General features: G+C 64.0%; 17 protein-coding genes, 1 other RNA gene, 1 pseudogene and 1 other annotated feature. Of the genes and pseudogenes, 6 read left to right on the top strand and 13 right to left on the bottom strand.

The window, feature by feature from the left end:
* Both A0U87_RS13790 and A0U87_RS13785 read right to left on the bottom strand, forming a co-directional pair.
* A pseudogene (locus A0U87_RS13790) lies at positions 1-82 on the bottom strand (IS5/IS1182 family transposase); the annotation flags it as partial.
* Positions 83-247: 165 nt separating this feature from the next.
* Positions 248-2,374, bottom strand: a complete 2,127-nt coding sequence (locus tag A0U87_RS13785) for a TonB-dependent receptor (RefSeq protein ID WP_137405629.1) — start codon at positions 2,372-2,374, stop codon at positions 248-250.
* A 440-nt stretch (positions 2,375-2,814) separates the two neighbouring features.
* On the opposite strand from A0U87_RS13785, the gene A0U87_RS13780 reads away from it, so the two are divergent.
* Positions 2,815-5,580 (top strand): bifunctional aconitate hydratase 2/2-methylisocitrate dehydratase, encoded by a 2,766-nt coding sequence (locus tag A0U87_RS13780; protein WP_048936876.1) that lies wholly within the window; start codon positions 2,815-2,817, stop codon positions 5,578-5,580.
* Positions 5,581-5,679: 99 nt separating this feature from the next.
* On the opposite strand, the gene A0U87_RS13775 is transcribed toward A0U87_RS13780, so the two are convergent.
* Positions 5,680-7,224 (bottom strand): arylsulfatase, encoded by a 1,545-nt coding sequence (locus A0U87_RS13775; protein ID WP_038292613.1) that lies wholly within the window; start codon positions 7,222-7,224, stop codon positions 5,680-5,682.
* A gap of 236 nt (positions 7,225-7,460) precedes the next feature.
* Between A0U87_RS13775 and A0U87_RS13770 the strand changes: the two genes are divergently transcribed.
* A complete protein-coding gene (locus tag A0U87_RS13770; protein WP_234415587.1) occupies positions 7,461-7,970 on the top strand; it encodes a hypothetical protein in 510 nt (169 codons plus the stop codon).
* Positions 7,971-8,043: 73 nt separating this feature from the next.
* Here A0U87_RS13770 and A0U87_RS13765 read toward each other — a convergent pair whose 3' ends face one another.
* The 3 genes from A0U87_RS13765 to A0U87_RS13755 form a co-directional block, all read right to left on the bottom strand.
* Positions 8,044-10,743, bottom strand: coding sequence for a TonB-dependent receptor (locus tag A0U87_RS13765; protein WP_048936878.1), 2,700 nt, complete (start codon positions 10,741-10,743; stop codon positions 8,044-8,046).
* A 91-nt stretch (positions 10,744-10,834) separates the two neighbouring features.
* Positions 10,835-12,490, bottom strand: coding sequence for a hypothetical protein (locus tag A0U87_RS13760; RefSeq protein WP_048936879.1), 1,656 nt, complete (start codon positions 12,488-12,490; stop codon positions 10,835-10,837).
* Between the two features lie 253 nt (positions 12,491-12,743).
* On the bottom strand, positions 12,744-13,124 hold the full coding sequence (locus A0U87_RS13755) for a hypothetical protein (RefSeq protein ID WP_004207460.1): 381 nt from the start codon (positions 13,122-13,124) through the stop codon (positions 12,744-12,746).
* 163 nt (positions 13,125-13,287) lie between these two features.
* Between A0U87_RS13755 and A0U87_RS26215 the strand changes: the two genes are divergently transcribed.
* Positions 13,288-13,473: a hypothetical protein gene (locus tag A0U87_RS26215; RefSeq protein WP_159078612.1), complete on the top strand. Its 186-nt coding sequence runs from the start codon at positions 13,288-13,290 to the stop codon at positions 13,471-13,473.
* Here the strand turns inward: A0U87_RS26215 and ssrA are convergent.
* Positions 13,424-13,778: a transfer-messenger RNA gene (gene ssrA / locus A0U87_RS13750) on the bottom strand. The genes A0U87_RS26215 and ssrA overlap by 50 nt on opposite strands.
* Positions 13,779-13,802: 24 nt before the next feature.
* Between ssrA and A0U87_RS13745 the strand changes: the two genes are divergently transcribed.
* Positions 13,803-14,567, top strand: a complete 765-nt coding sequence (locus A0U87_RS13745; protein WP_048937045.1) for an NRDE family protein — start codon at positions 13,803-13,805, stop codon at positions 14,565-14,567.
* Between the two features lie 515 nt (positions 14,568-15,082).
* On the opposite strand, the gene A0U87_RS13740 is transcribed toward A0U87_RS13745, so the two are convergent.
* From A0U87_RS13740 to A0U87_RS13730, 3 genes are all read right to left on the bottom strand, one after another.
* Entirely contained in the window at positions 15,083-15,424 is a 342-nt protein-coding gene (locus A0U87_RS13740) for a gamma-glutamylcyclotransferase family protein (RefSeq protein WP_048936881.1), read from the bottom strand.
* Positions 15,425-15,441: 17 nt separating this feature from the next.
* Positions 15,442-16,839 carry an aldehyde dehydrogenase family protein gene (locus A0U87_RS13735; RefSeq protein WP_048936882.1) on the bottom strand — a complete coding sequence of 466 codons (1,398 nt, stop codon included), beginning with the start codon at positions 16,837-16,839 and terminating at the stop codon, positions 15,442-15,444.
* 174 nt (positions 16,840-17,013) lie between these two features.
* Entirely contained in the window at positions 17,014-17,418 is a 405-nt protein-coding gene (locus tag A0U87_RS13730) for a cupin domain-containing protein (RefSeq protein ID WP_048936883.1), read from the bottom strand.
* Between the two features lie 76 nt (positions 17,419-17,494).
* Between A0U87_RS13730 and A0U87_RS13725 the strand changes: the two genes are divergently transcribed.
* Complete coding sequence (locus tag A0U87_RS13725; protein ID WP_048936884.1) at positions 17,495-19,909, top strand: RNB domain-containing ribonuclease; 2,415 nt, start codon at positions 17,495-17,497, stop codon at positions 19,907-19,909.
* 130 nt (positions 19,910-20,039) lie between these two features.
* Here the strand turns inward: A0U87_RS13725 and A0U87_RS13720 are convergent, their stop codons facing one another.
* Positions 20,040-20,654 carry a hypothetical protein gene (locus tag A0U87_RS13720; protein WP_137405628.1) on the bottom strand — a complete coding sequence of 205 codons (615 nt, stop codon included), beginning with the start codon at positions 20,652-20,654 and terminating at the stop codon, positions 20,040-20,042.
* Positions 20,655-20,771: 117 nt separating this feature from the next.
* Here A0U87_RS13720 and A0U87_RS13715 point away from each other — a divergent pair, with 117 nt between their 5' ends.
* Positions 20,772-21,362, top strand: a complete 591-nt coding sequence (locus A0U87_RS13715) for an aminodeoxychorismate/anthranilate synthase component II (protein WP_007708936.1) — start codon at positions 20,772-20,774, stop codon at positions 21,360-21,362.
* A gap of 72 nt (positions 21,363-21,434) precedes the next feature.
* Here the strand turns inward: A0U87_RS13715 and A0U87_RS13710 are convergent, their stop codons facing one another.
* Positions 21,435-22,925 (bottom strand): SulP family inorganic anion transporter, encoded by a 1,491-nt coding sequence (locus A0U87_RS13710; RefSeq protein ID WP_080993534.1) that lies wholly within the window; start codon positions 22,923-22,925, stop codon positions 21,435-21,437.
* A gap of 63 nt (positions 22,926-22,988) precedes the next feature.
* Positions 22,989-23,044 (bottom strand) — a sequence feature (sul1 is cis-regulatory element that is thought to sense ions involved in sulfur or methionine metabolism; They are found in Alphaproteobacteria).
* 156 nt (positions 23,045-23,200) lie between these two features.
* A complete protein-coding gene (locus A0U87_RS13705; RefSeq protein ID WP_048936887.1) occupies positions 23,201-24,964 on the bottom strand; it encodes a chloride channel protein in 1,764 nt (587 codons plus the stop codon).
* Positions 24,965-25,029: the final 65 nt, after the last annotated feature.

The raw sequence follows: 25,029 nt of genomic DNA, 5'->3' as shown, positions 1-25,029 counted from the left end.
CCCGGGGCTTGCCATGGCTCTTGGGGAAATACGGCTCAAGCCGCGCCATCTGGTCGTCCGTCAGCCAATACAGGTCACTCAATTCCAGTCTCCTCACGGAGCATGAATCAGATCGCAACGCCCATATCAATGGATCCTGACCCTAGCACCGACCAACTAAAATTGATCGCCTTTCAGACCACCTCTCCCTTCAGGGAGCCCATGACACCGCCCCGCGCCTGGCGCGCAGGGCGGGGCCCTTCTCCCGTCAGAAGTCGACCGTGGCCGAGAGCCAGAGGCGGCGCCCTTCCTGGTTGATCGAATAGGCCGGGGTCCAGGCGGTCGTCGTGCCGGTCTGATAGGGCACATAGACCGCATAGTCGGTGTCGAGGATGTTGTAGAGCGTCGCCGACAGGCGGAAGGCCGGTGCGACCTGGTAGGAACCACCCAGGTGGAAGACTTCATAGTTGCGGAAGTCGCCCACGGACGTCTGCTGCGCATTGGCGCCGCGATAGCGGCTGGAACGGATTTCGGCGCGGGTCCAGACGCTGGCCTTGTCGCCCAGCTTCCAGCGCAGATTGCCGTTCAGCATATGCTTGGGCATGCCGATCAGCGGCAGCCCCTCTTCCGCGCCGCTCAGTTGCTCGGTCTCGGTATAGGTATAGTTGGCCGTCAGCGACAGGGTGGAGGTCAGGGCAAAACGGGTTGCCACCTCGACGCCGCGGGTGCGGGCCTTGTCGATGTTGATCGACTGGCTGAACAGGTCCACGGTCGGGAACGGGCCGACATCCAGACAGCCGGGGCGATTGGGATTGCCCGAAAACTGGCAATTGGGGATGCCCGGACCGCTTGCGATCTTGTCGGTGAAGTCATTGTTGAACAGGGTGACATTGCCGCTGAAGAAGCCGTCGCCGTCATAATAGAGGCCCGCTTCATAGCTGGTGCTGGTTTCCGGCTTCAGCCCCGGCGTGCCGAGCAGCGGGATGCGCCCCTGCCCGCCAAAGCCGATGATGCCCTCGGCAATCTGTTCGACGCGCGGCGTCTTGAAACCGCGGCTGACGCCGCCCTTCAGGGTCAGCACATCATTGATGTTCCACACCGCATAGGCGCGCGGCGACCATTTGTCGCCAAAGGTCGAGTGATTGTCATAGCGCGCGCCGCCGGTGATATTGAAGCCATCGACGACGGTCAGCGTCGCTTCGGCAAAGCCCGCCCATTGGGTGAACTTGAACGGTTCGGGGGCGACGCCCTCGACCATCCGCGCCTTCCAATATTGGCCGCCAACGGTGAAGGCCAGCGCGCCCGCCTTGCCGGCAAAGCGGGAATCGATGATGTCGTTGCGCGCCTCCAGCGTGCGCGGGCTGCCCGGCACAGCGCCCGGCGTGCCATTGGGGATCAGGCGGCCGATCGTCTCGGTCTCGTTGCGGGTCAGGGTGGTGTCGAGCTGGCCGAAACCCATGCGCCAGCTGTGCGCGATCACATAATTGCTGCGGTTGAACCGCTGTTCGGGGGCATAGCCGCCAGATCCCAGCGTGCCGAGCTGGCCCCGGCTATTGTCATAGCTTTGTTCGTTGCGATCATATTCGAACCACAGGTCATGATCGGGATGGGGCGTCAGCGTCAGCCGGCCGCCATAATTATAGATGTCGGATTCCACCGGGTTGCGGCCCAAGGTCAGCGCCGGATCGCCGGGGATCTCGATATCGGAGCCGGCGCGGTGGAAAACACTGCCGCGCAGGGTCAGGCCGGCCAGCCCCTTGATGATCGGCCCCTGGGCAAAGCCGTTGACCGACTGGATATTGCCGAAGCGATCATCGCCCTGGATCGTGCTTTCGGCGCTGGCGGTGCCGACCCAGCGATCGCCGACCTTGCGGGTGATGATGTTGACGACGCCGCCCATCGCGTCCGAGCCGTAAAGGGTGGACATCGGGCCGCGCACCACCTCGATCCGGTCGATCGCGGAGAAGGGCGGCAGGAAGCTGGTGGAAGTTTCGCCAAAGCCGTTGGGCGTGACGCCGCCGGGCGCATTCTGGCGCCGGCCGTCGATCAGCACCAGCGTATAGTCGCTGGGCATGCCGCGGATCGAGATGTTGAGGCCGCCGGTCTTGCCCGCTTCGCCGCCGACATCGACGCCCTGCACATCCTGCAGCGCTTCGGCCAGGCTGCCGAACCGCTTCTCCTGCAATTCCTCGCGGCCCAGCACGGTGATGCTGGCCGGTGCCTCGATGATATTCTGTTCATAGCCGGCCGCGGTGACGACGATCGCGCTCGACTGCGCATCGGCATCGGCATCGGGCGCCTGCGCCTGGGCGGCGACGGGCAGTGCGAGCGCACCGATCAGGGCAGCGCCCCCCAGCAGATGGGCACGCGTCGAGAATATTGCAGGAAATGGCATCTCAGACCCCCATTGAAATAATAGTGCGACTTAGTCGCATTAGAATTTCACGGTCTGATGTGGAGGAAGAAGGTAGCGGTCAATCAATGATGATATGCCCAGCCGCCTGCGCAACAATTTCTCACAATCGCGACACCGGCGGAGTGCACGCCTCTTCTTTGCGGGACATGTTGGAGCCGCCTGGGCAACATAAGAAGGGTTGCAGACATCATGGTGGCACCCAATATCCGCCTTGACACTCGTCCACCGCTACGGATCGCCGCCGCTCCCCGCGCAGCGAGCGCCGGGGCGATCCGGATCGGTGCATCCGGGCCTATCGGGCAGCTTGCAAGCCGGGCGATCTTGGCCTACGCGCGACCCGTCACCGCCCCAGGTCGGTCCATAAAGCCGTCCGGTGGTGCCACGCCCGGATTCATACACTTTATGGCATTGGATTTATAATGAGCATCTACCTGGATTATCTGGCCGAAATCGACAGCAGGAAAGTCCAGGGGCTCGCACCCAAGCCGATCGACGACGGCGCCCTCGTCGCCGAACTCATCACCCTGATCCAGGACGCGGGCAGCGAACATCGCGCCGATGCGCTGAAATTCTTCATCTACAACACCCTGCCCGGCACCACCAGCGCCGCCGGCGTGAAGGCCGACTTCCTCAAGAAGGTCGTGCTGGGCGACGTCACCGTCGCGGAAATCACCCCCGCCTTCGCGCTGGAACTGCTCAGCCACATGAAGGGCGGCCCCTCGATCGCCGTGCTGCTCGACATTGCGCTCGGCGATGACGCGGCGCTGGCCGTGCAGGCGGGCGACGTGCTCAAGACCCAGGTCTTCCTCTACGACGCCGACATGTTCCGCCTGCGCGACGCCTTCGCGGCCGGCAATGCCGTCGCCAGGGACGTGCTGGAAAGCTATGCCAAGGCCGAATTCTTCACCAAGCTTCCCGAGGTCGAGGACGAGATCAAGGTCGTGACCTTCATCGCCGGCGAAGGCGATATCTCGACCGATCTTCTCTCGCCGGGCAACCAGGCCCACTCGCGTTCGGACCGCGAACTGCACGGCCTGTGCATGATCTCGCCCGAGGCGCAGCAGGAAATCGTCGCCCTGAAGGCCCAGCATCCCGACGCGCGCGTCATGCTGATCGCCGAAAAGGGCACGATGGGCGTTGGCTCGTCGCGCATGTCGGGCGTCAACAATGTGGCGCTGTGGGCCGGCAAGCAGCAGAGCCCCTATGTCCCCTTCGTCAACTATGCGCCGGTCGTCGCGGGCACCAACGGCATCTCGCCGATCTTCGCGACCACTGTGGACGTCACCGGCGGCATCGGTCTCAACCTCAAGAACTGGGTCAAGAAGACCGATGGCGAGGGCAAGGCGATCATCAACAATGACGGCAATCCGGTGCTGGAGGAGGCCTTCTCGGTCGCGACTGGCACGGTGCTGAAGATCGACGTCAAGAACAAGAAGCTGACCGACGAGGCCGGCAAGGAACTGGTCGACGTCGCCGCCGCCTTCACGCCCCAGAAGATGGAATTCATGAAGGCGGGCAGCAGCTACGCCATCGTCTTCGGCAAGAAGCTGCAGACCTTCGCTGCCGAAACGCTGGGCATCGAAGCACCCAAGGTGTTCGCGCCGAACAAGGAAATCACGGTCGACGACCAGGGCCTGACCGCCGTGGAAAAGATCTTCAACCGCAACGCCGTGGGCGTGACGCCGGGCAAGGTGCTGCATGCCGGTTCGGACGTGCGCGTGAAGGTCAACATCGTCGGGTCGCAGGACACCACCGGCCTGATGACCGCGCAGGAACTGGAGGCGATGGCCGCCACCGTCATCTCGCCGCTGGTCGACGGCGCCTATCAGTCGGGCTGCCACACCGCGTCGGTGTGGGACAAGAAGGCCCAGGCCAACATTCCCAAGCTCATGAGCTTCATGAACAATTTCGGCCTGATCACCGCGCGCGACCCCAAGGGCGTCTATCACGCGATGACCGACGTCATTCACAAGGTGCTGAACGACATCACCGTGGACGACTGGGCGATCATCATCGGCGGCGACAGCCACACCCGCATGTCGAAGGGCGTCGCCTTCGGCGCGGACTCGGGCACGGTTGCGCTGGCGCTGGCCACCGGTGAAGCCACCATGCCGATCCCGCAGTCGGTCAAGGTCACCTTCAAGGGCCAGATGGCGCCCTATATGGACTTCCGCGACGTCGTTCACGCCACCCAGGCGCAGATGCTCCACCAGTTCGCTGGCGAGAATGTCTTCCAGGGCCGCATCATCGAAGTCCATATCGGCACGCTGCTGGCCGACCAGGCCTTCACCTTCACCGACTGGACCGCCGAAATGAAGGCGAAGGCGTCGATCTGCATCTCGCAGGACGAAACGCTGATCGAGTCGCTGGAAATCGCCAAGTCGCGCATCCAGATCATGATCGACAAGGGCATGGAAAATGCCGCCGGCACGCTCCGTGGCCTGATCGCTCTGGCCGACAAGCGCATCGCCGAGATCCGCTCGGGCGAGAAGCCGGCCCTGTCGCCCGACGCCAACGCCAAATATTATGCCGAAGTCGTCGTCGACCTCGATCAGATCGACGAACCGATGATCGCGGACCCGGACGTCAACAATGCCGACGTGTCGAAGCGCTACACCCACGACACCATCCGCCCGGTTTCCTATTATGGCGGCACCAAGAAGGTGGATCTGGGCTTCATCGGATCGTGCATGGTGCACAAGGGCGACATGAAGATCCTGGCCCAGATGCTGAAGAACATCGAAGCCGCCGAGGGCAAGGTCGAATTCAAGGCGCCGCTGGTCGTCGCCCCGCCGACCTACAACATCGTCGACGAGCTGAAGGCCGAAGGCGACTGGGACGTGCTCAAGAAGTATGCCGGCTTCGAATTCGACGACAGCCACCCCAAGAACGCCGCCCGCACCGAATATGAGAACACCCTCTATCTGGAGCGTCCGGGCTGCAACCTGTGCATGGGCAACCAGGAAAAGGCCGCGAAGGGCGACACCGTCCTCGCCACCTCGACCCGCCTGTTCCAGGGCCGCGTGGTGGAAGACACGGCCGAGAAGAAGGGTGAATCCCTCCTCGCCTCGACCCCGCTGGTGGTGCTTTCGACCATCCTGGGCCGCACGCCCAATATGGACGAATATAAGAAGGCGGTGGTCGGCATAGACCTCACCAAGTTCGCTCCGCCCAAGGCGGCCTGATCAAGACCGCCGCCCGATCGCAGGATCGGGCGGCGGCATCAGGACAGCGATGATCAGAAGCGGCGCGGGACAGTATCCCGCGCCGCTTTTTTTCATGGTTCAGCTCGCGCCGCCCGCCGCATCGCCCATCGCGTTGATCGCGTCGTCAATGGTGAAGGTGTTGGGCTTCTGGATCGGCGGGAATTCCTTGAAGGTGTCGGCAAATTGGGCCGCCCCCGCCTGCGCGCCATAGAGCAAGAAGGTGTTCTTCAACACCCAGTCATAATAGGTGTTGGATGTGATGTCGGCGAACTCATAGGGATCGATCCGCAGGTTGAAGAGCTTGGGAATGCGCAGCCGGGTGAACGGCTCGCCCCAGACCTTCATCGTGCCGGCGCAGCGCTGTTCCAGGAACACGCATTTCCAATTGTCGTAGCGCATGGCCAGGATGTCGCCATCGTCGCTGATGTAGAAGAAGGCGTTGCGCGGGCTCTTCTCCTCCTTGCCGGTGATGTGTCCGACCAGGCTGACGCCGTCGATATGGTTCTTGTAGGTCCGGCCGATCGCCTTGTAGCCCTTCTTCACCTTCTCGACGATGTCGGGCTCGCCCGCCATTTCCAGGAAGGTCGGTAGCCAGTCATGATGCTGGACGATGCCGTTGGAGACCGATCCGGCCGGCACCTTGCCCGGCCAGCGCACCATCATCGGAATGCGGAAGGCGCCTTCCCAATTGGTGTTCTTTTCGCTGCGGAACGGCGTCGTGCCGCAATCGGGCCAGCTGTTGCGATGCGGGCCATTGTCGGTCGAATATTGGACCAGCGTGTCCTCGGCGATGCCCAGTTCGTCCAGCAGGTCGAGCAGCTGGCCGACATTCTTGTCATGATCGATCATGGTGTCGTGATAGTCGGACTGCCAGCGGCCGGCCTGGCCCTTGCTGCCCGGCTTGGGGTGCGTGAACATGTGCATATGCGTGGTGTTCACCCATACGAACCACGGCTTTCCATCGGCCTCCGCCTGCTTGATGAACTTTGACGCGCGTTCGACGAATTCATCGTCGCAGGTTTCCATACGCTTGGCCGTCAGCGGGCCGGTATCCTCGATCTTCTGCTTGCCGACCTTGCCCCAGCGCGGCATTTCGGTGGCGTCGTCGACATCGGTCGCGAAGGAATGGATCACCCCGCGCGGGCCAAAGCGTTCCTTGAAATGCGGCATGTCCGGTTCGTTGAGCGGATAATTTTCCATCTCCGGCTCTTCTTCGGCGTTCAGGTGATAGAGATTGCCGAAAAATTCGTCGAAGCCATGGTTGGTCGGCAGCATATGGTTCAGGTCGCCCAGATGGTTCTTGCCGAACTGGCCGGTGGCATAGCCCTGCTCCTTCAGCAGCGCGGCGATGGTGATGATCTTGTCGCTCATGCCCACCGGCGCGCCGGGAATGCCGACCTTGGACAGGCCGGTGCGCAGCACGCTCTGTCCGGTGATGAAGGAAGAACGGCCGGCGGTGCAGCTCTGCTCGCCATAGCTGTCGGTGAACTTCATCCCCTCCCTGGCGATCCGGTCAATATTGGGCGTGCGATAGCCCATCACCCCGTCGGTGTAGCAACTGAGGTTCGATATCCCGATATCGTCGCCCCAGATGACGAGGATATTGGGTTTCTTGTCGGCCATGGTGCTTTCCCTTCGCATGAACAGGAATTGGGTCGCCTTTGTCTGCATCCTGCCTGACCAGCCGGCTATCGGGGAAAACCCTGTGAAGCGTCCGCGATGATGCACGGACAACATGCCTGCCCGCTCCGAATGCGCGGCCATGCCCCCCCCCCTGCCCGGTCGCACGCACCGCCAGCCTCTTTCCTTTCGCACCCGTCATGGCATGATGGAAGAAATGCGCTGGGGGGGGGGCTCGCGTGATTACAGCCTATGACAGGAGCATGGCGCCGTTCGACTGGGCCGCGATCCTCTATCTGATCTTCTTTGCCCTATTGTTCCTGGGCGCCCGCTGGTGGAAGCGATCCGGGCGACGGATGCCGCGCTATATGCCGGCCGCGATCCTGCTTGCCGGTCTGTGGTTCGGCGTCCTGCCGCTGTTCGACCAGTTGAGGGTCGGCGCCATGGACATGGACCAGATGAGCGTGACCAAGGGCCGGATCAGCAAATTATGGGACATCCGCACGCGCAGCCGGAATACCGACCCCCTCTCCTTCCAGAAACATCAGACCAATATAACCCATGGCTTCGACATCGGCGGGGAGAGTTTTTCCTGGCACGAGGGCAGCCGCTGTCCGGTGGCGACCTTCTGCGGCTTTGCCGGCGGTCCGCCCTATCTGCGCGAGGGGCAGAAAGTGGAGATAACCTGGTTCGCCGACCCGCTGCGCTTCGGCAAGCGCCGGATCGTGAAGCTGCTGATGGAGAAATGAGCCCGCACCGCCGATCCCCCAACGCAAAAGGGCGCCCGATCGGGCGCCCTTTCCGTTTCGGCTGTGCCTGACGTCAGAAGGTGGTCGACAGCGAGAAGTTGAAGGTCGTGCCATAATTATAGGCGTTGTAGATGACCTTGTTGGTGCCGTTCGACTGGCTTTCCTCATAGTCGTTGCCCAGGATGTTGCGCACCTCGAACTTGGCGTCAAACTGGCGCCCCGCGACATAGACGCCCTGGCGCGCCACGAAGTCCAGGTTGATGCCGGGATGTTCATAGACGTCCGGCTGGTCCTGGTTGGCCAGGCCACGGCTGGTCACGCGTTTGCTGGCATAGGACAGGATCAGCGTCTGCTGCGACAACTTGTCCTGGTCTTCCAGGCCGAACTGGAAGTTGACCAGATGGTCCGACTGGCCCGTCAGCGGCGAACCGTTGCGGAAATAGTCGGTCGCCAGCGTCGACGACGCGCCGAACACGGCGGTCGTATCGCCCTCCTTCACCTTCAGCTTCGACTTGGTGTAGGTATAGTTGGCGATCGTCACCAGACGGCGGGTCGAGAAGAACGCGCTGTCAGACATGGACGACAGGTCGAAATATTTCTGCAGCTCGACTTCGCCGCCATAGAGGTCGGCCTTGGGCGCGTTGGCGAAGCTGGTGATGAACGCATCGCTGTTGAGCGAGATGAAGGTTTCGATCGGATTGTCGATCGTCTTGTAGAAGCTCGACAGCGTAAAGCGCTGATCCCGCGCGAAATACCATTCATAGCGCGCTTCCGCGTTGAACAGCTTGCTGTCCTGCAGATAGGGGTTGCCCTGATAGCGACGGTTGGTGTCCGGATCGAAGTAGAATTGATAGATCAGCTCGCGGAACTGCGGCCGGGCAATGGTCTTCGACGCGTTCAGGCGCACCTGCATGTCGTCGCGCATCTGCCAGGTCAGCGTGCCGCTGGGCAGCCAGTAATTGTTGTCGAGCTGGGTCGAAGCCGTGCCGGCGCCCGGCGTGCTGAACACCTGCAGCGGCGACACGTTGAGCTTGGCCGTTTCATAACGCACGCCCGCGTCGAGCGACAGGTCGTCCAGGATCTGCCAGTTCAGCTTGCCATAGCCGGCATGGTTCTTGAGCGTCGCGCGGAAGGCGGGATTGCCTTCGTTGGTCTCGATCAGGGCAATGTCATAAGCGTTGACGATGCCCGGCGCCAGCAGCAGGTCGGGGCGCAGCACGCCCACGCCCTCGGGCATGTCGCTCGACGCGCGGAACTGGAAGTCGCGGCGCGAGCTGGTGCGGTTGGTGTCGACATAGGCATAGCCGGCGGTCAGCGCCATGTCGGCCGACGGCTTCCAGGTCAGGTCCGCGCCGCCCGACCACAGATCCTCGTTGAGGTCGGAGAAGCTGACCGTCGCGGTCTGGCCGGTATTGCCATTCAGACGGTTGACGAACAGATTGCCATAGGGGTCGGCCGCTGCATTGGTGCGGATATATTCGAACGACAGTTCATAGGGGGCTTCGCGCTGCGAATTGGCGAAGCCGCCGCGCACATCCAGGCTGAACGCCGGGCTCAGCTTGAACTCGCCCACCACCTGCGTGTCGATCAGCTGGCGCTCATACCAGGCGGTATCCTGCTCCATGATGTCCGACGTCGGCTGGGTCTGGGTGTTGCCCAGGCCCATGCGGGTGTGCTTGAGCGTGTCGCGGATATAGAGGTTGGTCCAGCGGATCTTGTTGTCGCCAAACTCCAGGCCCAGGCCCAGCAGGCCGTTCACGACGATGCGATTGTCGGTGGTGACGCGCTGGAAATCCGAATTGAGTGCCGACAGGTCGGGCGTGATCGAATTTTGCTGGCGCTGGTCGCGCGTAGTCCACTTGTTGCTGTAGCCCGCAGTGGCGATCAGCCCCAGGGTCGAACCGCCCAGGTCGAACGAGGTGCCGCCCGAAATGGTCGCCGAATAATTGGGGTCGATATCCTTGATGCGCTGGACGGTACCCTTGCTGAAGCGCACCATTTCCGCCGCGATCGCGGTGGTATCGACATTGCCCGAGCTGATCCGTTCGCCGCTGGCGAAGAAGGCGGCGAGCGCCGGCGGAATGTCGCGGCTGCCATTGTCGAAGCCGGTCCAGTCGCTCTTGCTGCCATAATAGCTATAGCCCATCTGATAGGTGGTTTCGGTGTTGGCACCAATACCGCCGCTGATCGTCAGGAAGCTTTCCGCCGGCACCGCATTGGTCGTCAGGTTGATGACGCCGCCGCCGAATTCGCCGGGATAATTGGCCGAATAGCTCTTCTGCACCATCGAGGACGAGACGATGTTCGTCGGGAACAGGTCCAGCGGCACGACGCGCTTGAGCGGCTCGGGGCTGGGCAGCGGCGAACCGTTCAGCAGCGCGAGCGAATAGCGATCGCCCAGGCCTCGGACGTAGACATAGCCGTTGCCGACCACCGACAGGCCGGTGACGCGGCCCAGCGCGCCGGCAATGTTGCCGTCGCCCGTCCGGGCGATATCGGCGGAAGACAGGACCGAAACCACCGCCGGAATATTCTTCTGGACGTTGGCACTGCGGCGGCCGGTGACGATGATGTCGGAACCGGGGACCGAAATGTCGGGCGCCGCCTCCGGATCCTCAGCGGTCGAACGACCGGCAGCGGCAGCAGGATCGGCCGCCTGCGGGTCGGACGTGGTGGCATCGGCGGGCGCGGGCACTTCCTGGGCCAGCGCGGCCGGCGCGACCAGCGCAGTGGAAAGCAGCAGCAGGCCCGCGAACTTGAGCGGCGTCGCCATCGAATATCCCCTAGATAAGGTCATTGCACGTTTCGGGGCGGGATGCGGCCGATCATGGCCGCGTCCCGCCCCGCATCAGGTCCGTCCCGTCTTAGAGCGGGATCGAGGTGCAGGCGCGGCGCGCGGTGCTGGTGCTGTCAAACGGCGCGTAGGCCGAGTTGCAGGTCCAGCCGGCGAACCAGGTGTCGTTGGCGTCCTTGACCGCGCCGACATAGGTCGTCGTGTCGAAGAAGCTGTCCAGCGTCTTGGCGTCGATCGCGGTGGCGGCGGTTTCGGCCGCACCGTTGATGAACACCGCGCTCAGCGAGGCCGTGTAGGCATCATTGTTGTTGTTGCCGCTGAAGATCGCGGCGACATCGGCGGCGGTGTAGGCGGTCGAACCGCTACCCGAACCGATATATTTGGTCGCGTTGCACTGCATCAGCACCGAACGGGCGGTCAGCGTGGCGCGGGTCGCGGCAGTGCCGGTACCATGCAGGCGGACGCACTCGTTGTTGGGCGACACGACGATGCCGTTCACCAGCGACAGGTCGCTGTTGCCGCGGTTCAGGATCGATGCCTGGTCATTGGCTTCGTTGTTGCTGCTGACCTGCGACTGGATCGCGGTGAAGTTGGCGACGATGGTGTTCTGGCGCGGGGTATCGCTTTCCAGACCATTGCTGTCGACTTCCATCAGCGCGTCGCCCTGGCCCGGACGCTGCACGATCAGCACATATTGGAAGCGGCCCTGGATGCCGGTGTCGGCGTCGAGGCTGTCGTCATCCGCGCCGGTGGCGATATAATGCTTCATGTGGACCGTGCCGCCGAAGAATTCCGCGCCGTCGTCCGAGCTGTTGAAGCTCTGGATATAGTCCAGCGTGGTGGCGCTGCCGGTGCCTTCGGTCGTCAGCGCCTGCAGCTCCGAGTTGGAACCCAGAACATAGCCCGAATAGCGGATCTGCACATATTTCATCGTGCCCGCATTATAGGTGTCGTCACGACCACCATAGACGGCCGGATCGGCCGAACCTTCGGTCTGGCGCTCGCAAGTGTCTGCGCCAACGGAACCGCCGCTGTTGCAGTCGGTGACGCGCGCACGGCCCATCAGCACGACGCCGCCCCACTGGCCCATCGAGTTTTCAGTCGAGTTGCCGTTGATATTGTCGCGGCTGGTGAAGATGATCGGCGCGCTGGCGGTGCCGACGGCGTTGATCTTGTTGCCGCGGTTGACGGCCAGCCAGCTCGTGCCGGTGCCGCCATAGACGATGACGCCCGGCTCGATGGTCAGGGTGACGTTGGTGTCGGCGGTCAGTTGGCCACCGACCAGCGTGAAGCCGTTGGCGGTGGTGCAGCCCACGGTCGAGCTGGTGACGGGCGCCGAGGCGGTGGGCGCAGCAAAGCCGCTGTCGCAGCCGACGTCGACGCGGCCCTTCATCTGATAGACCAGGCCGGCGATCTTGGGCAGGGTGATGCTCTTGGCGATGATCGAAGGCAGCGTGCAGACGCGCCAGGCATCACCGTTCGAGCTGGAGATGGTGCCTTCGTCGGTCAGGCCCTTGGGGTCGGCGATCGTCGGGCAGCCGGCAGCCGGGGTAACGCCGGTCGGGGTCGGCGTGGGGGTCGGCGTCGGCGTGGGGGTCGGCGTCGGGTTGATGATGACGTCGCCACCGGTGCCGGGCGAAGCGATGTCGTCCGCGCCGCAGGCAGCCAGCGCCGCGCAGGCGCAGCCCGCCATCAGGATATTATGGATACGGTTGATCTTGGCCATGTCGTCTCCGCTCCGGCTTCTGCCGGGTTTGTTGCGATGCGGAGCGCAAGGGGGAAAAGCGAATCGGACAACGCCCCCTGTCGCCCTCGGAAGCGGCAGGTAGGCGCGGTAAATGACAGCCTCATTTTCCTTTTATGACATATCGGGGTCGATAAAATTACAGTTCAAAGACAGTGGCCCAACCGCCACAGCCAACAGAAAGGGGCGCCGTCCACCGGACGACGCCCCTGCGCGAGCCACTGAAACAGGGCGTTCAGCGCATCGCATAGCTCGTATTCAGGCGGGCCGAAGCGCGCTGCGCAATCGAGCGCGAGGATTCCTCGCTGCCGTCGGCCAGCACCAGCGTCATGTCGGGCACGCGCGCAACCGCAGCATAGGCCTCACGCGCATCGCTAGTGCGCCCCATCCCCGCATAGGCATTGCCCAGGTTGATCAGGCGCGCCGGATCGTTGATGGTGTCGGGCCAGACCGCCTGCAGCTTGCGGGCGGCCTTGTCGAAATCATGGGCGAGCAGCGCCGACGCGGCCAGACCCGCATCCGGCACGACGCTGACGATCACGTCATCCGCCGCCGACGCCATGGCCGGCACTGCCGAAGCCAGAAGAAAGCCCGCAACTGCCGCCGCCTTGAACATCGATTTTCTCCGAAAAAAACTTTCCAACATAGCCGGAATTATTTCATCTTGATGACATCGGCACAAGATCAGGCATGGGCGTCGATTCCATTTTATATAGACGCAATTTCATTGCCTTATGCGTTTTTCACATCAGTGTCATAAAAGTGAAATCGAATGCGGCATGCAAATTTTGTTCGATTCGAATCGCATCATGGACCCGCAAAAAGGCCATGCGCCGCAAGCGGCGTGGCCTGAAAAAAACATCGCTGATGGATTGGGTCCGGAGGCTTCTGTTGCCCGGCGCCTCCGGGGGCCGCTGAATTCCCTTCTGTTGCCCGGTGGGTTCAACCGCGCTATTTTAGAGTAATGTCAGGCCGTGAGGCCCTCAATTACGCTGCAATGGCGAGTGCTTCGTTATCGTTGGCACTTGTGAGTTTTGCACAGTTTAACGGCTTACACGGGCCGGGTAAAAGCATCGCCTTTGAACACACGTCGATCCTAGTTCGGCCCCATCAGACACCCCGCCAGACCAAAGGCCTTCCGGGACATGTGGTGGAACCGCCGGGTACTGCCCCCGGGTCCGCTGCGTCTATTATACGACACGATTTATCACCATAGCCGGGCGAGCCCGGCACCCCCTATATGGCGGCGGCCGCGCGATTTATCAAGCCGGTGTTGCAGGATGGAGGCGGCATTATGTGTATCGTAGCACTGGCCTGGCGGGCGCACCCGCGCTGGCAGCTTGTCCTGATCGGCAATCGCGACGAATATCATGCCCGCCCCGCCGCCGCGATGGCGCGCTGGGACGATCGGCCGGGGCTGATCGCCGGGCGCGACCTGCAATCGGGCGGCACCTGGCTCGGCGCGGACGAGGATGGCCGCGTCGCCGTCATCACCAATTTGCGCGGTTTCGGCGATCCCCTGCCCGACCGCGCCTCACGCGGCGCACTGGTCACCGACCTGCTGACCGGCAGCGGCACCTATGCCGATCCTAACACTGCGGCACTCGACGATTTCAACCCGTTCAACCTGCTGCTCACCGACCGCGACCGGCTCCTCTTCCTCACCAATCGCCCCGAACCCCAGCGCAGCCTGCTCGCACCCGGCCTCTACGGCCTTTCCAACGGTCCGCTCGACCAGCCCTGGCCCAAGACGCTCGCGCTCAAGGAAGCGATGCTGCAATGGCTGGTCGCCGGCGCGACCGATCCGGAAAGCCTGTTCGACGCCCTGCGCCGCGAGACCCTGCCCGCCACCGGCATCGCCCCGGCCACGCCGTCCGACGCCCCGCTGGAGCCGCCCCTCTCCCCCATCTTCATCCGCAACCCCGTCTATGGCACACGCTGCAGCAGCGTCGTCGCCATCGCCCCGGACGGCACCGGCCTGGCGCTGGAACGCCGCTTTGACGCGCGGGGCGAGGTCACTGGCAACAGCCGCATCGTGTTCCATTGGCCGGCGGCCTAGCAGCGAGGATATGTTCTGCCGGCCTAGAAGCGACCATTTTGGAGCGTTTAGCTGTGGGCGAACCTTCCTACTAGCGGACGATGAGCCTGCTCGATAGAGTATCGCATGGCTCCGAAAGATTACGCTCTTCTGTCATTCTTGATACCGATACTCGTCGCTATTTCCTTAGTTAATAGCCGGATGCGATTGGCTGAGCTAAATCGGCGAATATGGATGGGGGTGGCCTTTTTCTGTATTGCACCATTGATATTCATAGCAATGATGTTGATACCGACGCCTGATAACAGCGAGTCCGATATATCGATCAGAAACATCGTTGTGATGGGGGTGGCTTCTGCATTCAGCGGCACCCTACTATTGGCTATTCTTCTTATTTCGGGCGGTCTGTTTCAGACTTTTAAGCGTTGGCGATATTATTGAAAGAAGGGCCGTTAACGGCTTGACCTCGCCCAAAGCCGCCAGTCCCCTAACCACCCATCCCCGCCATTCCATATATGTGCCTTGGCGCTGCCAGCCTAAGCCCCCTTGTCCCCATAGACAAAGGCCCGCCGTCCCGACCGCAGCAGCACTTCGCGCCGGACATAGTCGACCTCATAGGCGTCGGCGCTGGCGACATCTGCTTCCGTCAGGCGGAACAGTATTCCCTCCACCGCGTCCTCGGGACTATCGCTCGGCTCGACCATCGGGTGCCAGCGCGTGCCGCTCTTGGCAATCACGTCGGGGTCGCTGATCTCGATCATGCGCTGGCGATAGCCCGACATCGCATCCGGCTCCCCTTGCACCAGCCGACCGAACAGCGCCATCTGCACCTCCGCCAGCCGCAGCGTGCCATAGGAAAATAGCAATATCTCGGTCATCTGCGCGCTCCTTCCGCTCAGCCCAGAGCCGCGTTGACGATGCGGATCTGGGTGAATTCCTCCACCCCGGCCAGCCCCTGGTGCCGGCCGATGCCCGATTGCTTGGCGCCGCCGATCGGCACGTCGAAGGGCAGGTCGAACAGCCGGTTGACCCAGACCAGCCCGCTGTCGATCCGCGCCGCCATCGCCTGCCCGCGCGCCGCATCGGCGGTCCATACCGACGCGCCCAGCCCATAGGGACCGTCATTCACCCGGCGGACCAGTTCCTCCTCATCATCATAGGCGAGCAGCGGGATGATCGGCCCGAACTGCTCCTCCTGCACCAGCCGCGCCGCGTCGGGCAGGTCGGTAACGATGGTCGGCGCAATATAATAGCCGGCTCCCTCCATGGGAGCACCGCCATGCAGCACCCGCCCCTGCGCCCGCACCTCCGCCAGCAGGTCGATCAGCCGCGCATATTGCGCCGCATTCTGCACCGGGCCGATGGTCGTGCCGGCCGCCCGACCGTCGCCGATCACCGCCCGCTGCGCGCAGGCAACCAGCGCCGCGCCCAGCGCCGGCATCAGCGCGCGCGGCGCATAGATGCGCTTGACGCCCAGACAGACCTGCCCGGCATTGCCCATCGCCCCGTCGAACAGGATCGGCGCCACCGTCGCGACATCGGCATCGTCCAGCAGGATCGCCGGATCATTGCCACCCAGTTCCAGCGTGAAGCGCTTCACCGTGTTGGCCGCCGCCGCCATCACCCGCCGCCCGGTCGCGGTCGATCCGGTGAAGCTGACATGGGCGATTCCCCGATGCGCGGTCAGCATCGGCCCGACATCGCCGGCATCGCCCAGCATCTGCACCACCCCGGCGGGGAAAATGTCGGCCGCCAGCGCGCCCAGCATCAATGTCGTCAGCGGAGTCGTCGGCGCGGGCTTGGCGATCACGACATTGCCCGCGATCAGCGCCGGCGCGAGCTTGAGCGCCAGCAGCAGCAACGGATAGTTCCACGGCACGATCGCCGCCACCACGCCCAGCGGATGGCGCTGCTCGACCACGCGCTCGGTCGCGCTATCCTTCAGCACCACCGGCTCCAGCCGCAGCCCGGCATGATAGCGCAGCGCCGCCACCGCTCCCTCTATCTCGCCCCGCGCCTCGGCCAGCGGCTTGCCCTGTTCCTGCGTCAGACATGCGGCGAAATCCTCGGCCCGGCCCTCCAGCGCATCGGCCAGCGCCGCAATCCGCGCGCCACGTTCGGCGAAGTCCAGCGCGCGCCAGCCGGCGAAGGCCCGCTGCCCGGCCGCGACCGCCCGCTCCACCTGCGCCGCATCGGCACAGGGCGCGGCGGCAAAGACCTGCCCGTCCGCCGGATTGACAAGGTCGATCGCGCGCGCGCCATCGACCAGCTCACCATCGATAAGAAGCTGCATACCGCCCCTCTACCGGCAAGCCTGTCCTACAGCCAGCCCGACGGGCTAGAATGTCGCCATGTCCTGCGTCCGCGACACGAACAGCCTCCTCCCCGACCCCGCAACAAGATTTCCAACAATTGTTCCAAAATATCAGAATGTGCAGGAAATATGCGAAGTTAAGCGGGGAATTTCCTATTTTTCCGTCGGTGCCTCGACCCGGTCGCCATGGCTTTTGGGCGTCGAATTGACCAGGAAATCGACCGGCGCGCCGCTCCTGTTCTGCGCCCGGTGCGGCACGCCCGGCGGCACTTCCAGCCCCTGGCCAGCCTTCAGCACATGGGTCACCCCGCCCGCCTCCAGAGTCAGCTCGCCCGACAGGACATAGAAAAATTGCCGCGCGCGCTGATGATAATGGCGCATCTCCGCCCCGCCCGGCACGATCCGTTCCTGGATCACCGACATCTCGTCGCGCTTCACCAGATGCCAGCCATCATTGCTGCCGCCCCAGACATAATGTTCGGCATTGGCCTTATCCATCGGCGTGATCGGGGCATCAGGCGCGGCAGCCAGCAACAGGGGGAGAAGCAATATCGTCATGCCCGTTCCAACGATCCGCCACCCCCATCCCGCCATGCCACTGGCGCCCTTGCCCCCTGCCCCCTATAGCGGAGCCATGGCATCGACCCAGAAGCAGAAGAAAGCGGCCCCGGCCCGCGCGAAAGTCCGTCCCGCCGGGTTCCCCACCCGGCAGCAGGTGATGGACTTCATCACCGAGTCCGACACCCCGGCCGGCAAGCGCGAAATCGCCAAGGCGTTCGGCCTCAAGGGGCAGGAAAAAATCGCGCTCAAGGCGCTGCTCAAGGACATGGCGGACGAGGGCCTGCTCGACATCGGCCCGGCCCGCGCCTTCCACAAGATGGGCGGCGTGCCCAAGGTGACGGTGCTGCGCATCGTCGATGTCGACGACACCACCCTGATCGCTACCCCCGAACGCTGGGAGGCCGAAGGCCAGCCCGCGCCCCGCATCCGCGTGGTCGAACGGGGCAAACGCGGCGCCCTGACGATCGGCGACCGCATCCTCGCCCGCACCGAGGAAGCGGGCAAGGGCTGGCTCGCCCATCCCATGAAGAAGCTCGCCAAGGCGACCGAGATGCTGCTCGGCGTGGTCGAGGAAATGGCCGACGGCAAGCTGTGGCTGCGCCCGGTCGACAAGCGCATCCGCAAGGATACGCCGATCAGCGACATCGGCACCGCGAAGAAGGGCGATCTGGTCCTGGCCGAGCCGACCGGCCGCCCGCCGCGGATCAGCGCGCGCGTCACCGACATTCTGGGCGATCCCTTCGCCCCGCGCAGCTTCAGCCTGATCGCGATCCACAAGCATGGCATCCCGCATGTCTTCCCCGAAGCGGTGGAGGAGGAAGCGGTCACCGCATCGAAGCTGCCGCTGCATGAGGACAAGCGCGAGGATCTGCGCCATCTGCCGATCGTCGCGATCGACCCGGTCGATGCCCGCGACCATGACGATGCCGTCTGGGCCGCGCCGGACGAAGACCCCGCCAATGAAGGCGGCTACAAGGCGATCGTCGCGATCGCCGATGTCAGCTACTATGTCCGCCCCGGCAGCGCGCTCGACCGCGAAGCGCGCAAGCGCGGCAACAGCGTCTATTTCCCCGACCTCGTCGTGCCAATGCTGCCGCACCAGCTCTCGTCCGACATGTGCTCGCTGCGCGCCGGGCAGGACCGCGCCGCCATGGCCTGCCATCTGGTGATCGATGCGCAGGGCAAGGTGAAGAGCTTCCGCTTCTCCCGCGCCATCATCCGCGTCGCCGCCGTCCTTGCCTATGAAAATGCGCAGGCGGCGATCGATGCTCTTTCTTCCGTTCGCCCTGAGCCTGTCGAAGGGCAGGGCCGAGCCGAAGGCGAGGTTGCTTCGCCTGCGGCTCAGCAAGCGGCTTCGACTTCGCTCAGCCCGAACGGAGTGGATCTGGTGGAACATGCCCTGAAACCGCTCTGGGCCTGCTGGGCGCTGCTGCGCAAGGCCCGCGAAAAGCGCGATCCGCTTGCGCTCGACCTGCCCGAACGGCGCGTCGTCCTCGACGAATGGGGCAAGATCGTCAGCGTCGCGGTGCGCGAACGGCTCGACGCCCATATGCTGATCGAGGATTATATGATCGCCGCCAATGTCGCCGCCGCCAAGGCGCTGGAGGCGAAGAAGGCGCCGGTCATGTACCGCGTCCATGAAACGCCGGGCCGCGACAAGCTGGTCGCGCTCAAGGAATATCTCGCCACCTTCGACATCGACTTCGCACTTGGCCAGGTGATCCGCCCGTCCACCTTCAACCAGCTGATCAAGAAGGTCGGCGAGTCGGAGGAGAAGGAGCAGATCATGACCCAGATCCTGCGCTCCCAGACCCAGGCCTATTATGCGCCGCAGAATATGGGCCATTTCGGGCTGGCGCTGGGCAGCTACGCCCATTTCACCTCACCCATCCGCCGCTATGCCGACCTTCTGGTCCATCGCGCGCTGGTCGGCGCCTATGATCTCGAACTGCCCGCGCCCAAGGACAGGGCGATCCCCGACCGCTCCTCCCTCAGCCAGGAGGATTATGAGAATATGGGCCGGGTCGGCGAGATGATCTCGGGCCATGAGCGCCGCGCGATGGAGGCGGAGCGCGAGACGATCGACCGCTATGTCGCCGCCTTCCTGTCGGCCCATGTCGGCGAAGTGGTGAAGGCGCGGATCACCGGCGTCCAGAATTTCGGCTTCTTCGCCACGGTCGAGGGGCTGGGCGGCGACGGCCTCGTGCCCGTATCGACGCTGGGCGCCGAACATTTCTTCTTCGACGAAGCGGGCAAGGCGCTGCAGGGCGTCGAAAGCGGCGACCGCTATACGGTCGGCCAGCGGCTGGAACTGCGCCTTGCCGAAGCCGACCCGATCAACGGCGCGCTGCGCTTCGAACTGCCCGACAATCCGGCCCCGCGCGGCAGCCCGCTGAAACGCGACCGCACCCGCCCGAAAATCCACCGCGGCCGCCCCACCAACATCCGCCACATCGGCAGCAGCCGGGGCAAGCACAAGAAACGCTAAGGGATGAGCGGCGGAGCGCTGGCGCCACTTACATCGTCATGCCAGCGAACGCTGGCATCTCACTTTTCTTCAGGCCCAAGAGAAGAAGAGAGATCCCAGCCTTCGCTGGGATGACGACATCATCAAGCGATCATTTATCGCCTGGACCGGTTTCATGGCCTATGAAACCCAAAGGATAGCCGGACACCGTTGCAGCATTCGTCAGGCACCAAAAACTGTCCTGATCCATGCCTCCCGCCAGCAAAACATCCTCGTCAAATGTGGCCATTCCGCCCATCGGCTTGAGCGCGTGTGCAGCTTTCTCTCCGCACAGATTTTCGAGCGTTCGCGCAAATGCCGCGATGTCCGATTTCCGCGGATCATAAACCGGCAAATGATCCAGCAAGCCGCGCTGGGCCAACCAGGCCCGCGCATCGACCTTGGCCTGTTCGCGCGACAGCCGCCAGTAGATTGCCTGATATGCGTCCTTCGACGGGGCAGGAAAAATAACGTAATAGCTTGTGCGGATTGAGGCACGCGCCACACATTCCAATTGCCCGTCGCCGATGGTCGCTACGCTGGGAATGTCGATGACATCTTCCTGCAGCATGTCGTCAGACTTGACCTGCGCAGTTTCAAAGCCACATGCGACGACTTGCTGGAGCGCCACCTCTGGCTTCACCATTTCCGGAAATGCACTCGAACCAGCACCGGGGACGACCGCCAGGAATGCCGCAGAGACGAGATGGAGCGATTGAAATAGCATAGACCGGTGTCGTTACAACTTGCGTCGATGCTCTCAAGCAATTTGTTGCCAGCAATCAGTGCTTCTCTCGACCATCCCCTTCCCCCCATCGTCATCCGCGCCTATAGGCTGTGTCCCATGATCCTCGTCATCGACAATTATGACAGCTTCACCTGGAACCTGGTCCATTATCTGATGGAGCTGGGGGCCAAGGTAGAGGTCGTGCGCAACGACGCCATCTCGGCGGGCCAGGCCCTGTCGAGCGGGGCCAAGGCCTTTCTGCTGTCGCCCGGTCCCTGCACCCCCAATGAGGCGGGTGTCAGCCTGGATCTGGTCGCGGCCTGCGCCGATGCCGGCGCGCCGCTGCTGGGCGTGTGCCTCGGCCATCAGGCGATCGGCCAGCATTTCGGCGGCAAGGTGGTGCGCGGCGGGCTGATGCACGGCAAGACCTCGCCGGTGCGCCATGACGGCACCGGCCTGTTCGCCGGCCTCCCCTCGCCCTTCACCGCGACCCGCTATCACTCGCTGATCGTCGAGGATATTCCGGCCGACCTGGTGGTCAACGCGACCAGCGAGGACGGATCGGTCATGGGCTTCCGCCACGCGACCCTGCCGATCCATTCGGTCCAGTTCCACCCGGAAAGCATCGCGACCGAACATGGCCATGACATGCTGGCCAATTTCATGAAGATCGCCGGCATCCCGGTCCGCGAGCGCGAGGCGGCGTAAGCCCGCCTCCGCCGCTTCACTCTTCTCCGTCATCCCGACGTCTGTCAGGATGACGGCGGGGCAGGCCGCATGTCAGTGCGGCACCGCCCCCGTCTCCACCCCGGTCTTGTCGTGCAGGGCCAAGCGGTCGACGATGTCGGCGCTCGCCCGGTTATAGCCGACCACCTCGACCATGCGCCCTTCGCGCCGCAGCCGGGCGATGATCTTGTCGAGCGCGCCGACGCCCGAAATATCCCAGAAATGCGCGCCCGACACGTCGATCAGCACATGGGTCGCGCTTTCCTCGCCGGTGAAAGCGCGGGTGAAGCGATCGACCGAGGCGAAGAAGATCTGGCCAGTGACGCGATAGGTCGCCCGGCCATCGGCCTCGCTGCGCTCCACCGCGAACATGCGCTGCACCTTGGCGGCGAAGAAGATGCCCGACAGCAGCACGCCGGTCAGCACGCCCAGCGACAGGTCGCGGGTCGCCACCACGACCACCACCGTCGCCAGCATGACGGCCGAGGAGGTCGGCGGGTGCCTCCGCAGATTGGCGATCGAGGCCCAACTGAAGGTGCCGATCGACACCATCACCATCACCGCGACCAGCGCCGGCATCGGGATACGCCCGACCCACGGCCCCAGCACCGCCAGCAGGAACAGCAGGAAGGCGCCAGCGACGAAGGTCGACAGCCGCCCGCGTCCGCCGGACGTGACGTTGATCACCGACTGGCCGATCATCGCGCAGCCGCCCATGCCGCCGAACAGGGACGCGACGATATTCGCCCCGCCCTGCCCCATGCATTCGCGCTGCTTGTCGCTATCGGTGTCGGTCATGTCGTCGACGATCTGCGCGGTCAGCAGCGATTCGAGCAGGCCGACCGCCGCCATCGTCACCGAATAGGGCAGGATGATGCGCAGCGTGTCCCAGGTCAGCGGCACCTGCGGCAGGGCAAGGCTCGGCAGTCCTTCGGGCAGCCGCCCCATGTCGCCGACCGTATGGACCGGCAGGCCCAGGCCGATCGACAGCGCGCTCAGCAGCAAAATCGCGACCAGCGGCGCCGGCACCGCCTTGGTGATCCGGGGAAAAAGATAGATGATGGCGAGGCCAGCCAGCACCATCGCATAGGTCTGCCAGCCAACGTTGGTGAGCTGCGGCAGTTGCGCCACGAAGATGAGGATCGCCAGCGCATTGACGAAGCCGGTGATGACCGATCGCGACACGAACTGCATCAGCAGGTCGAGCCGCAGCAGCCCGGCAATGATCTGCACCACGCCCATCAGGATCGTCGCGGCGAACAGATATTCCACGCCATGCTCGCGCACCAGCGGCCCGACCAGCACGGCAACAGCAGCGGTCGCGGCCGAGATCATCCCCGGCCGCCCGCCGATCAGCGCGATGGTGATGGCGATCGCGACCGAGGCATAGAGGCCGACGCGCGGGTCGACCCCGGCGATGATGGAAAAGCCGATGGCTTCGGGGATCAGGGCGAGTGCGACGACGATGCCGGCCATGATGTCATGGCGCGCCGTCCGGGCGTCGCTGAACCATTGGCGGCGATAGCGGCTGAAAAATTGGGTCATGTCGAAAATCCACATCAGGTCACATGGCGCCAACGCGGGCGCGTTCTCGATAATCATGTGTGATGTTGTCCGGCGGATCGGCGGCCGGAATAGCCACCCGGAATTTCACCGGGTCCATGCGAATGGCCGCCTTCTACAGCCCTGCCCCGCCAATGCAACCCCGGCCCGCGCCCCCGCCCGGACGCCCTACGGCGATATACTGTGGGAGGCCGGGTGGGGGCGCGGGCCGGTGCGGCACCGAAAATGCGCCCTTCCGCGCATTTTCCAAGAAAGCCCTATCCCTCGCCGAACAGCGCCCGCTGCGAACTCTCAATCTCCTCGAAATAGCGCCGCCGCGCATGTTTCTCGGTCAGCACGCCCAGCACCAGCCCGCTTTCGTCCACCACCGCCAGCTCGTCCGCCGCCGCCTTGTCGAACAAAGGCAGGATCGCGCGAATATCCGCGTCAGCCCGCAGCGAGATATCGGCCATCGTTGCCAGCGGCGCGATCGGCGCATCTTCCGCCAGTTCGGGGCGATAGGCCGCCGCCGTCGGCACGATGCCGCGATAGCCGCCCGCACCGTCGATCATGATCGCCTTGCTCGCCGACCCCAGCGGCACGAGCGCACGAAACTGGCCGACGCTCATCGTATCGGGCACCGACACCCAGTCGCGCCGCATCATCCGCCCGGCGGTCAGGTTCATCACCCAGCCAATGTCGCGCGGGCTGCGGATGGTCGATCCGCGCAGATGCAGCCGCCAGGTGGAGAAGGAGTAGCCGAACATTTCCCGCGTCACCGCGCTCGACAGCAGCGACGCGGTCAGCACCACGCCCATCAGCTGGAAATCATGGGTCGTCTCCAGCATCAGCAAGCCCAGCGTCATCGGCCCGCCGACGATCGCGACGCTCAGTGCCGCCATCCCCACCAGCGCCGCATCATTGGGGTCGAGCGACCAGCCGATCCCGACAATGTCGACGATCTGCGCGAAAATCTGTCCCGCGAGCGATCCCAGGAACAGCGACGCAAAGAACAGCCCGCCGCGAAAGCCGAAGCTCAGGGAAATCACCGACGCCGCGATCTTGAGGCACAGGATCATCAGCAGCACCGTCCAGTCGGGCAGCAGGATGAGGTTGAGGTGCAGCGCGCCATGGCCCGCCGACAAGGTCTGCGGCGTCAACCAGGCGAGCGGCATCAGCAGCAGGCCGCCGATCACCGGCTTCCACCGCCCCGGCCAGGTCCAGCCCTGCACCCGCATCTCGGCAAAGGTCACCATCCGCATGATGAGGATGCCCAGCCCCGCGCAGATCAGGCCCAGCAGCGCATAGAGAAGATAGTCCGCCGTCCCCAATATCCGGTCCGCCGTGGTCGCGATCAGCCAGGGTTCGACGCCGAGCGCGCGCGTCACGAAGGCAGCGCTCAGGGCCGCCGCCACAACCGGCGCGATCGCGGCCGGCGTATAATGGCCAATCACGATCTCGAACGCATAGAAGGCGCCGGCCAGCGGCGCGCCGAAGGCCGCGCCCACGCCCGCCCCTGCGCCCGCGCCGACCAAAGTGCGCAGATCATTGCGCCGCAGCTTCAGCCATTGCCCCAGCAGCGACGCGACGCCGCCGCCCATCTGCGCATAGGCCGCCTCCAGCCCGACCGAAGCACCCGCCCCGTTCGACAAGATCGTCTGCCCCGCGATCACCAGATTGTCGGCCATCGGGATGCGCCCGCCATGCAGCGCATTGGCCTCCACCACGTCGATCAGCGGCCGTTGCGGCCGTTGCCGCCGGCGCAGCAGCCGTGCCAGCAGCACCAGCGCCAGCCCGCCCAGCGGCAGACCCAGCAGCCGCCAGAGATGGCGGATCTCGCCCAACGCGCTCAGCCGGTTGATGCTGACGCCATAGAGCAGTTCCTGAATGCCGTGCGCCATCAGCTGCAACAGGTTGGTGATCAGCCCCGCCGCCACGCCCGCCAATATGGCGAGCAGGATGAAGGCCGCCTCGCTCTCGCGCAACCGGCGGCGCTGGCGGATGGCAAGGCTCCAGAACAGGGTCGACCAGGAACGGTGCATGGTTTCTCCGACAACGCCCCTTTGGCCTGCACGTCAAGCCAATTGCCGGGCCACGCAACAAAATT

It is taken from the genome of Sphingobium sp. MP9-4 (assembly GCF_005281675.1).
Taxonomy (GTDB): Bacteria; Pseudomonadota; Alphaproteobacteria; order Sphingomonadales; family Sphingomonadaceae; genus Sphingobium; species Sphingobium yanoikuyae.
This window is presented reverse-complemented; position numbering and strand designations above follow the sequence as displayed.

Coding starts and splice junctions, on each gene's coding strand:
- A0U87_RS13785 (WP_137405629.1), bottom strand. CDS start 2,374: ATGCCATTTCCTGCAATATTCTCGACGCGTGCCCATCTGCTGGGGGGC.
- A0U87_RS13780 (WP_048936876.1), top strand. CDS start 2,815: ATGAGCATCTACCTGGATTATCTGGCCGAAATCGACAGCAGGAAAGTC.
- A0U87_RS13775 (WP_038292613.1), bottom strand. CDS start 7,224: ATGGCCGACAAGAAACCCAATATCCTCGTCATCTGGGGCGACGATATC.
- A0U87_RS13765 (WP_048936878.1), bottom strand. CDS start 10,743: ATGGCGACGCCGCTCAAGTTCGCGGGCCTGCTGCTGCTTTCCACTGCG.
- A0U87_RS13760 (WP_048936879.1), bottom strand. CDS start 12,490: ATGGCCAAGATCAACCGTATCCATAATATCCTGATGGCGGGCTGCGCC.
- A0U87_RS13755 (WP_004207460.1), bottom strand. CDS start 13,124: ATGTTCAAGGCGGCGGCAGTTGCGGGCTTTCTTCTGGCTTCGGCAGTG.
- A0U87_RS26215 (WP_159078612.1), top strand. CDS start 13,288: ATGCAAATTTTGTTCGATTCGAATCGCATCATGGACCCGCAAAAAGGC.
- A0U87_RS13745 (WP_048937045.1), top strand. CDS start 13,803: ATGTGTATCGTAGCACTGGCCTGGCGGGCGCACCCGCGCTGGCAGCTT.
- A0U87_RS13740 (WP_048936881.1), bottom strand. CDS start 15,424: ATGACCGAGATATTGCTATTTTCCTATGGCACGCTGCGGCTGGCGGAG.
- A0U87_RS13735 (WP_048936882.1), bottom strand. CDS start 16,839: ATGCAGCTTCTTATCGATGGTGAGCTGGTCGATGGCGCGCGCGCGATC.
- A0U87_RS13730 (WP_048936883.1), bottom strand. CDS start 17,418: ATGACGATATTGCTTCTCCCCCTGTTGCTGGCTGCCGCGCCTGATGCC.
- A0U87_RS13725 (WP_048936884.1), top strand. CDS start 17,495: ATGGCATCGACCCAGAAGCAGAAGAAAGCGGCCCCGGCCCGCGCGAAA.
- A0U87_RS13720 (WP_137405628.1), bottom strand. CDS start 20,654: ATGCTATTTCAATCGCTCCATCTCGTCTCTGCGGCATTCCTGGCGGTC.
- A0U87_RS13715 (WP_007708936.1), top strand. CDS start 20,772: ATGATCCTCGTCATCGACAATTATGACAGCTTCACCTGGAACCTGGTC.
- A0U87_RS13710 (WP_080993534.1), bottom strand. CDS start 22,925: ATGACCCAATTTTTCAGCCGCTATCGCCGCCAATGGTTCAGCGACGCC.
- A0U87_RS13705 (WP_048936887.1), bottom strand. CDS start 24,964: ATGCACCGTTCCTGGTCGACCCTGTTCTGGAGCCTTGCCATCCGCCAG.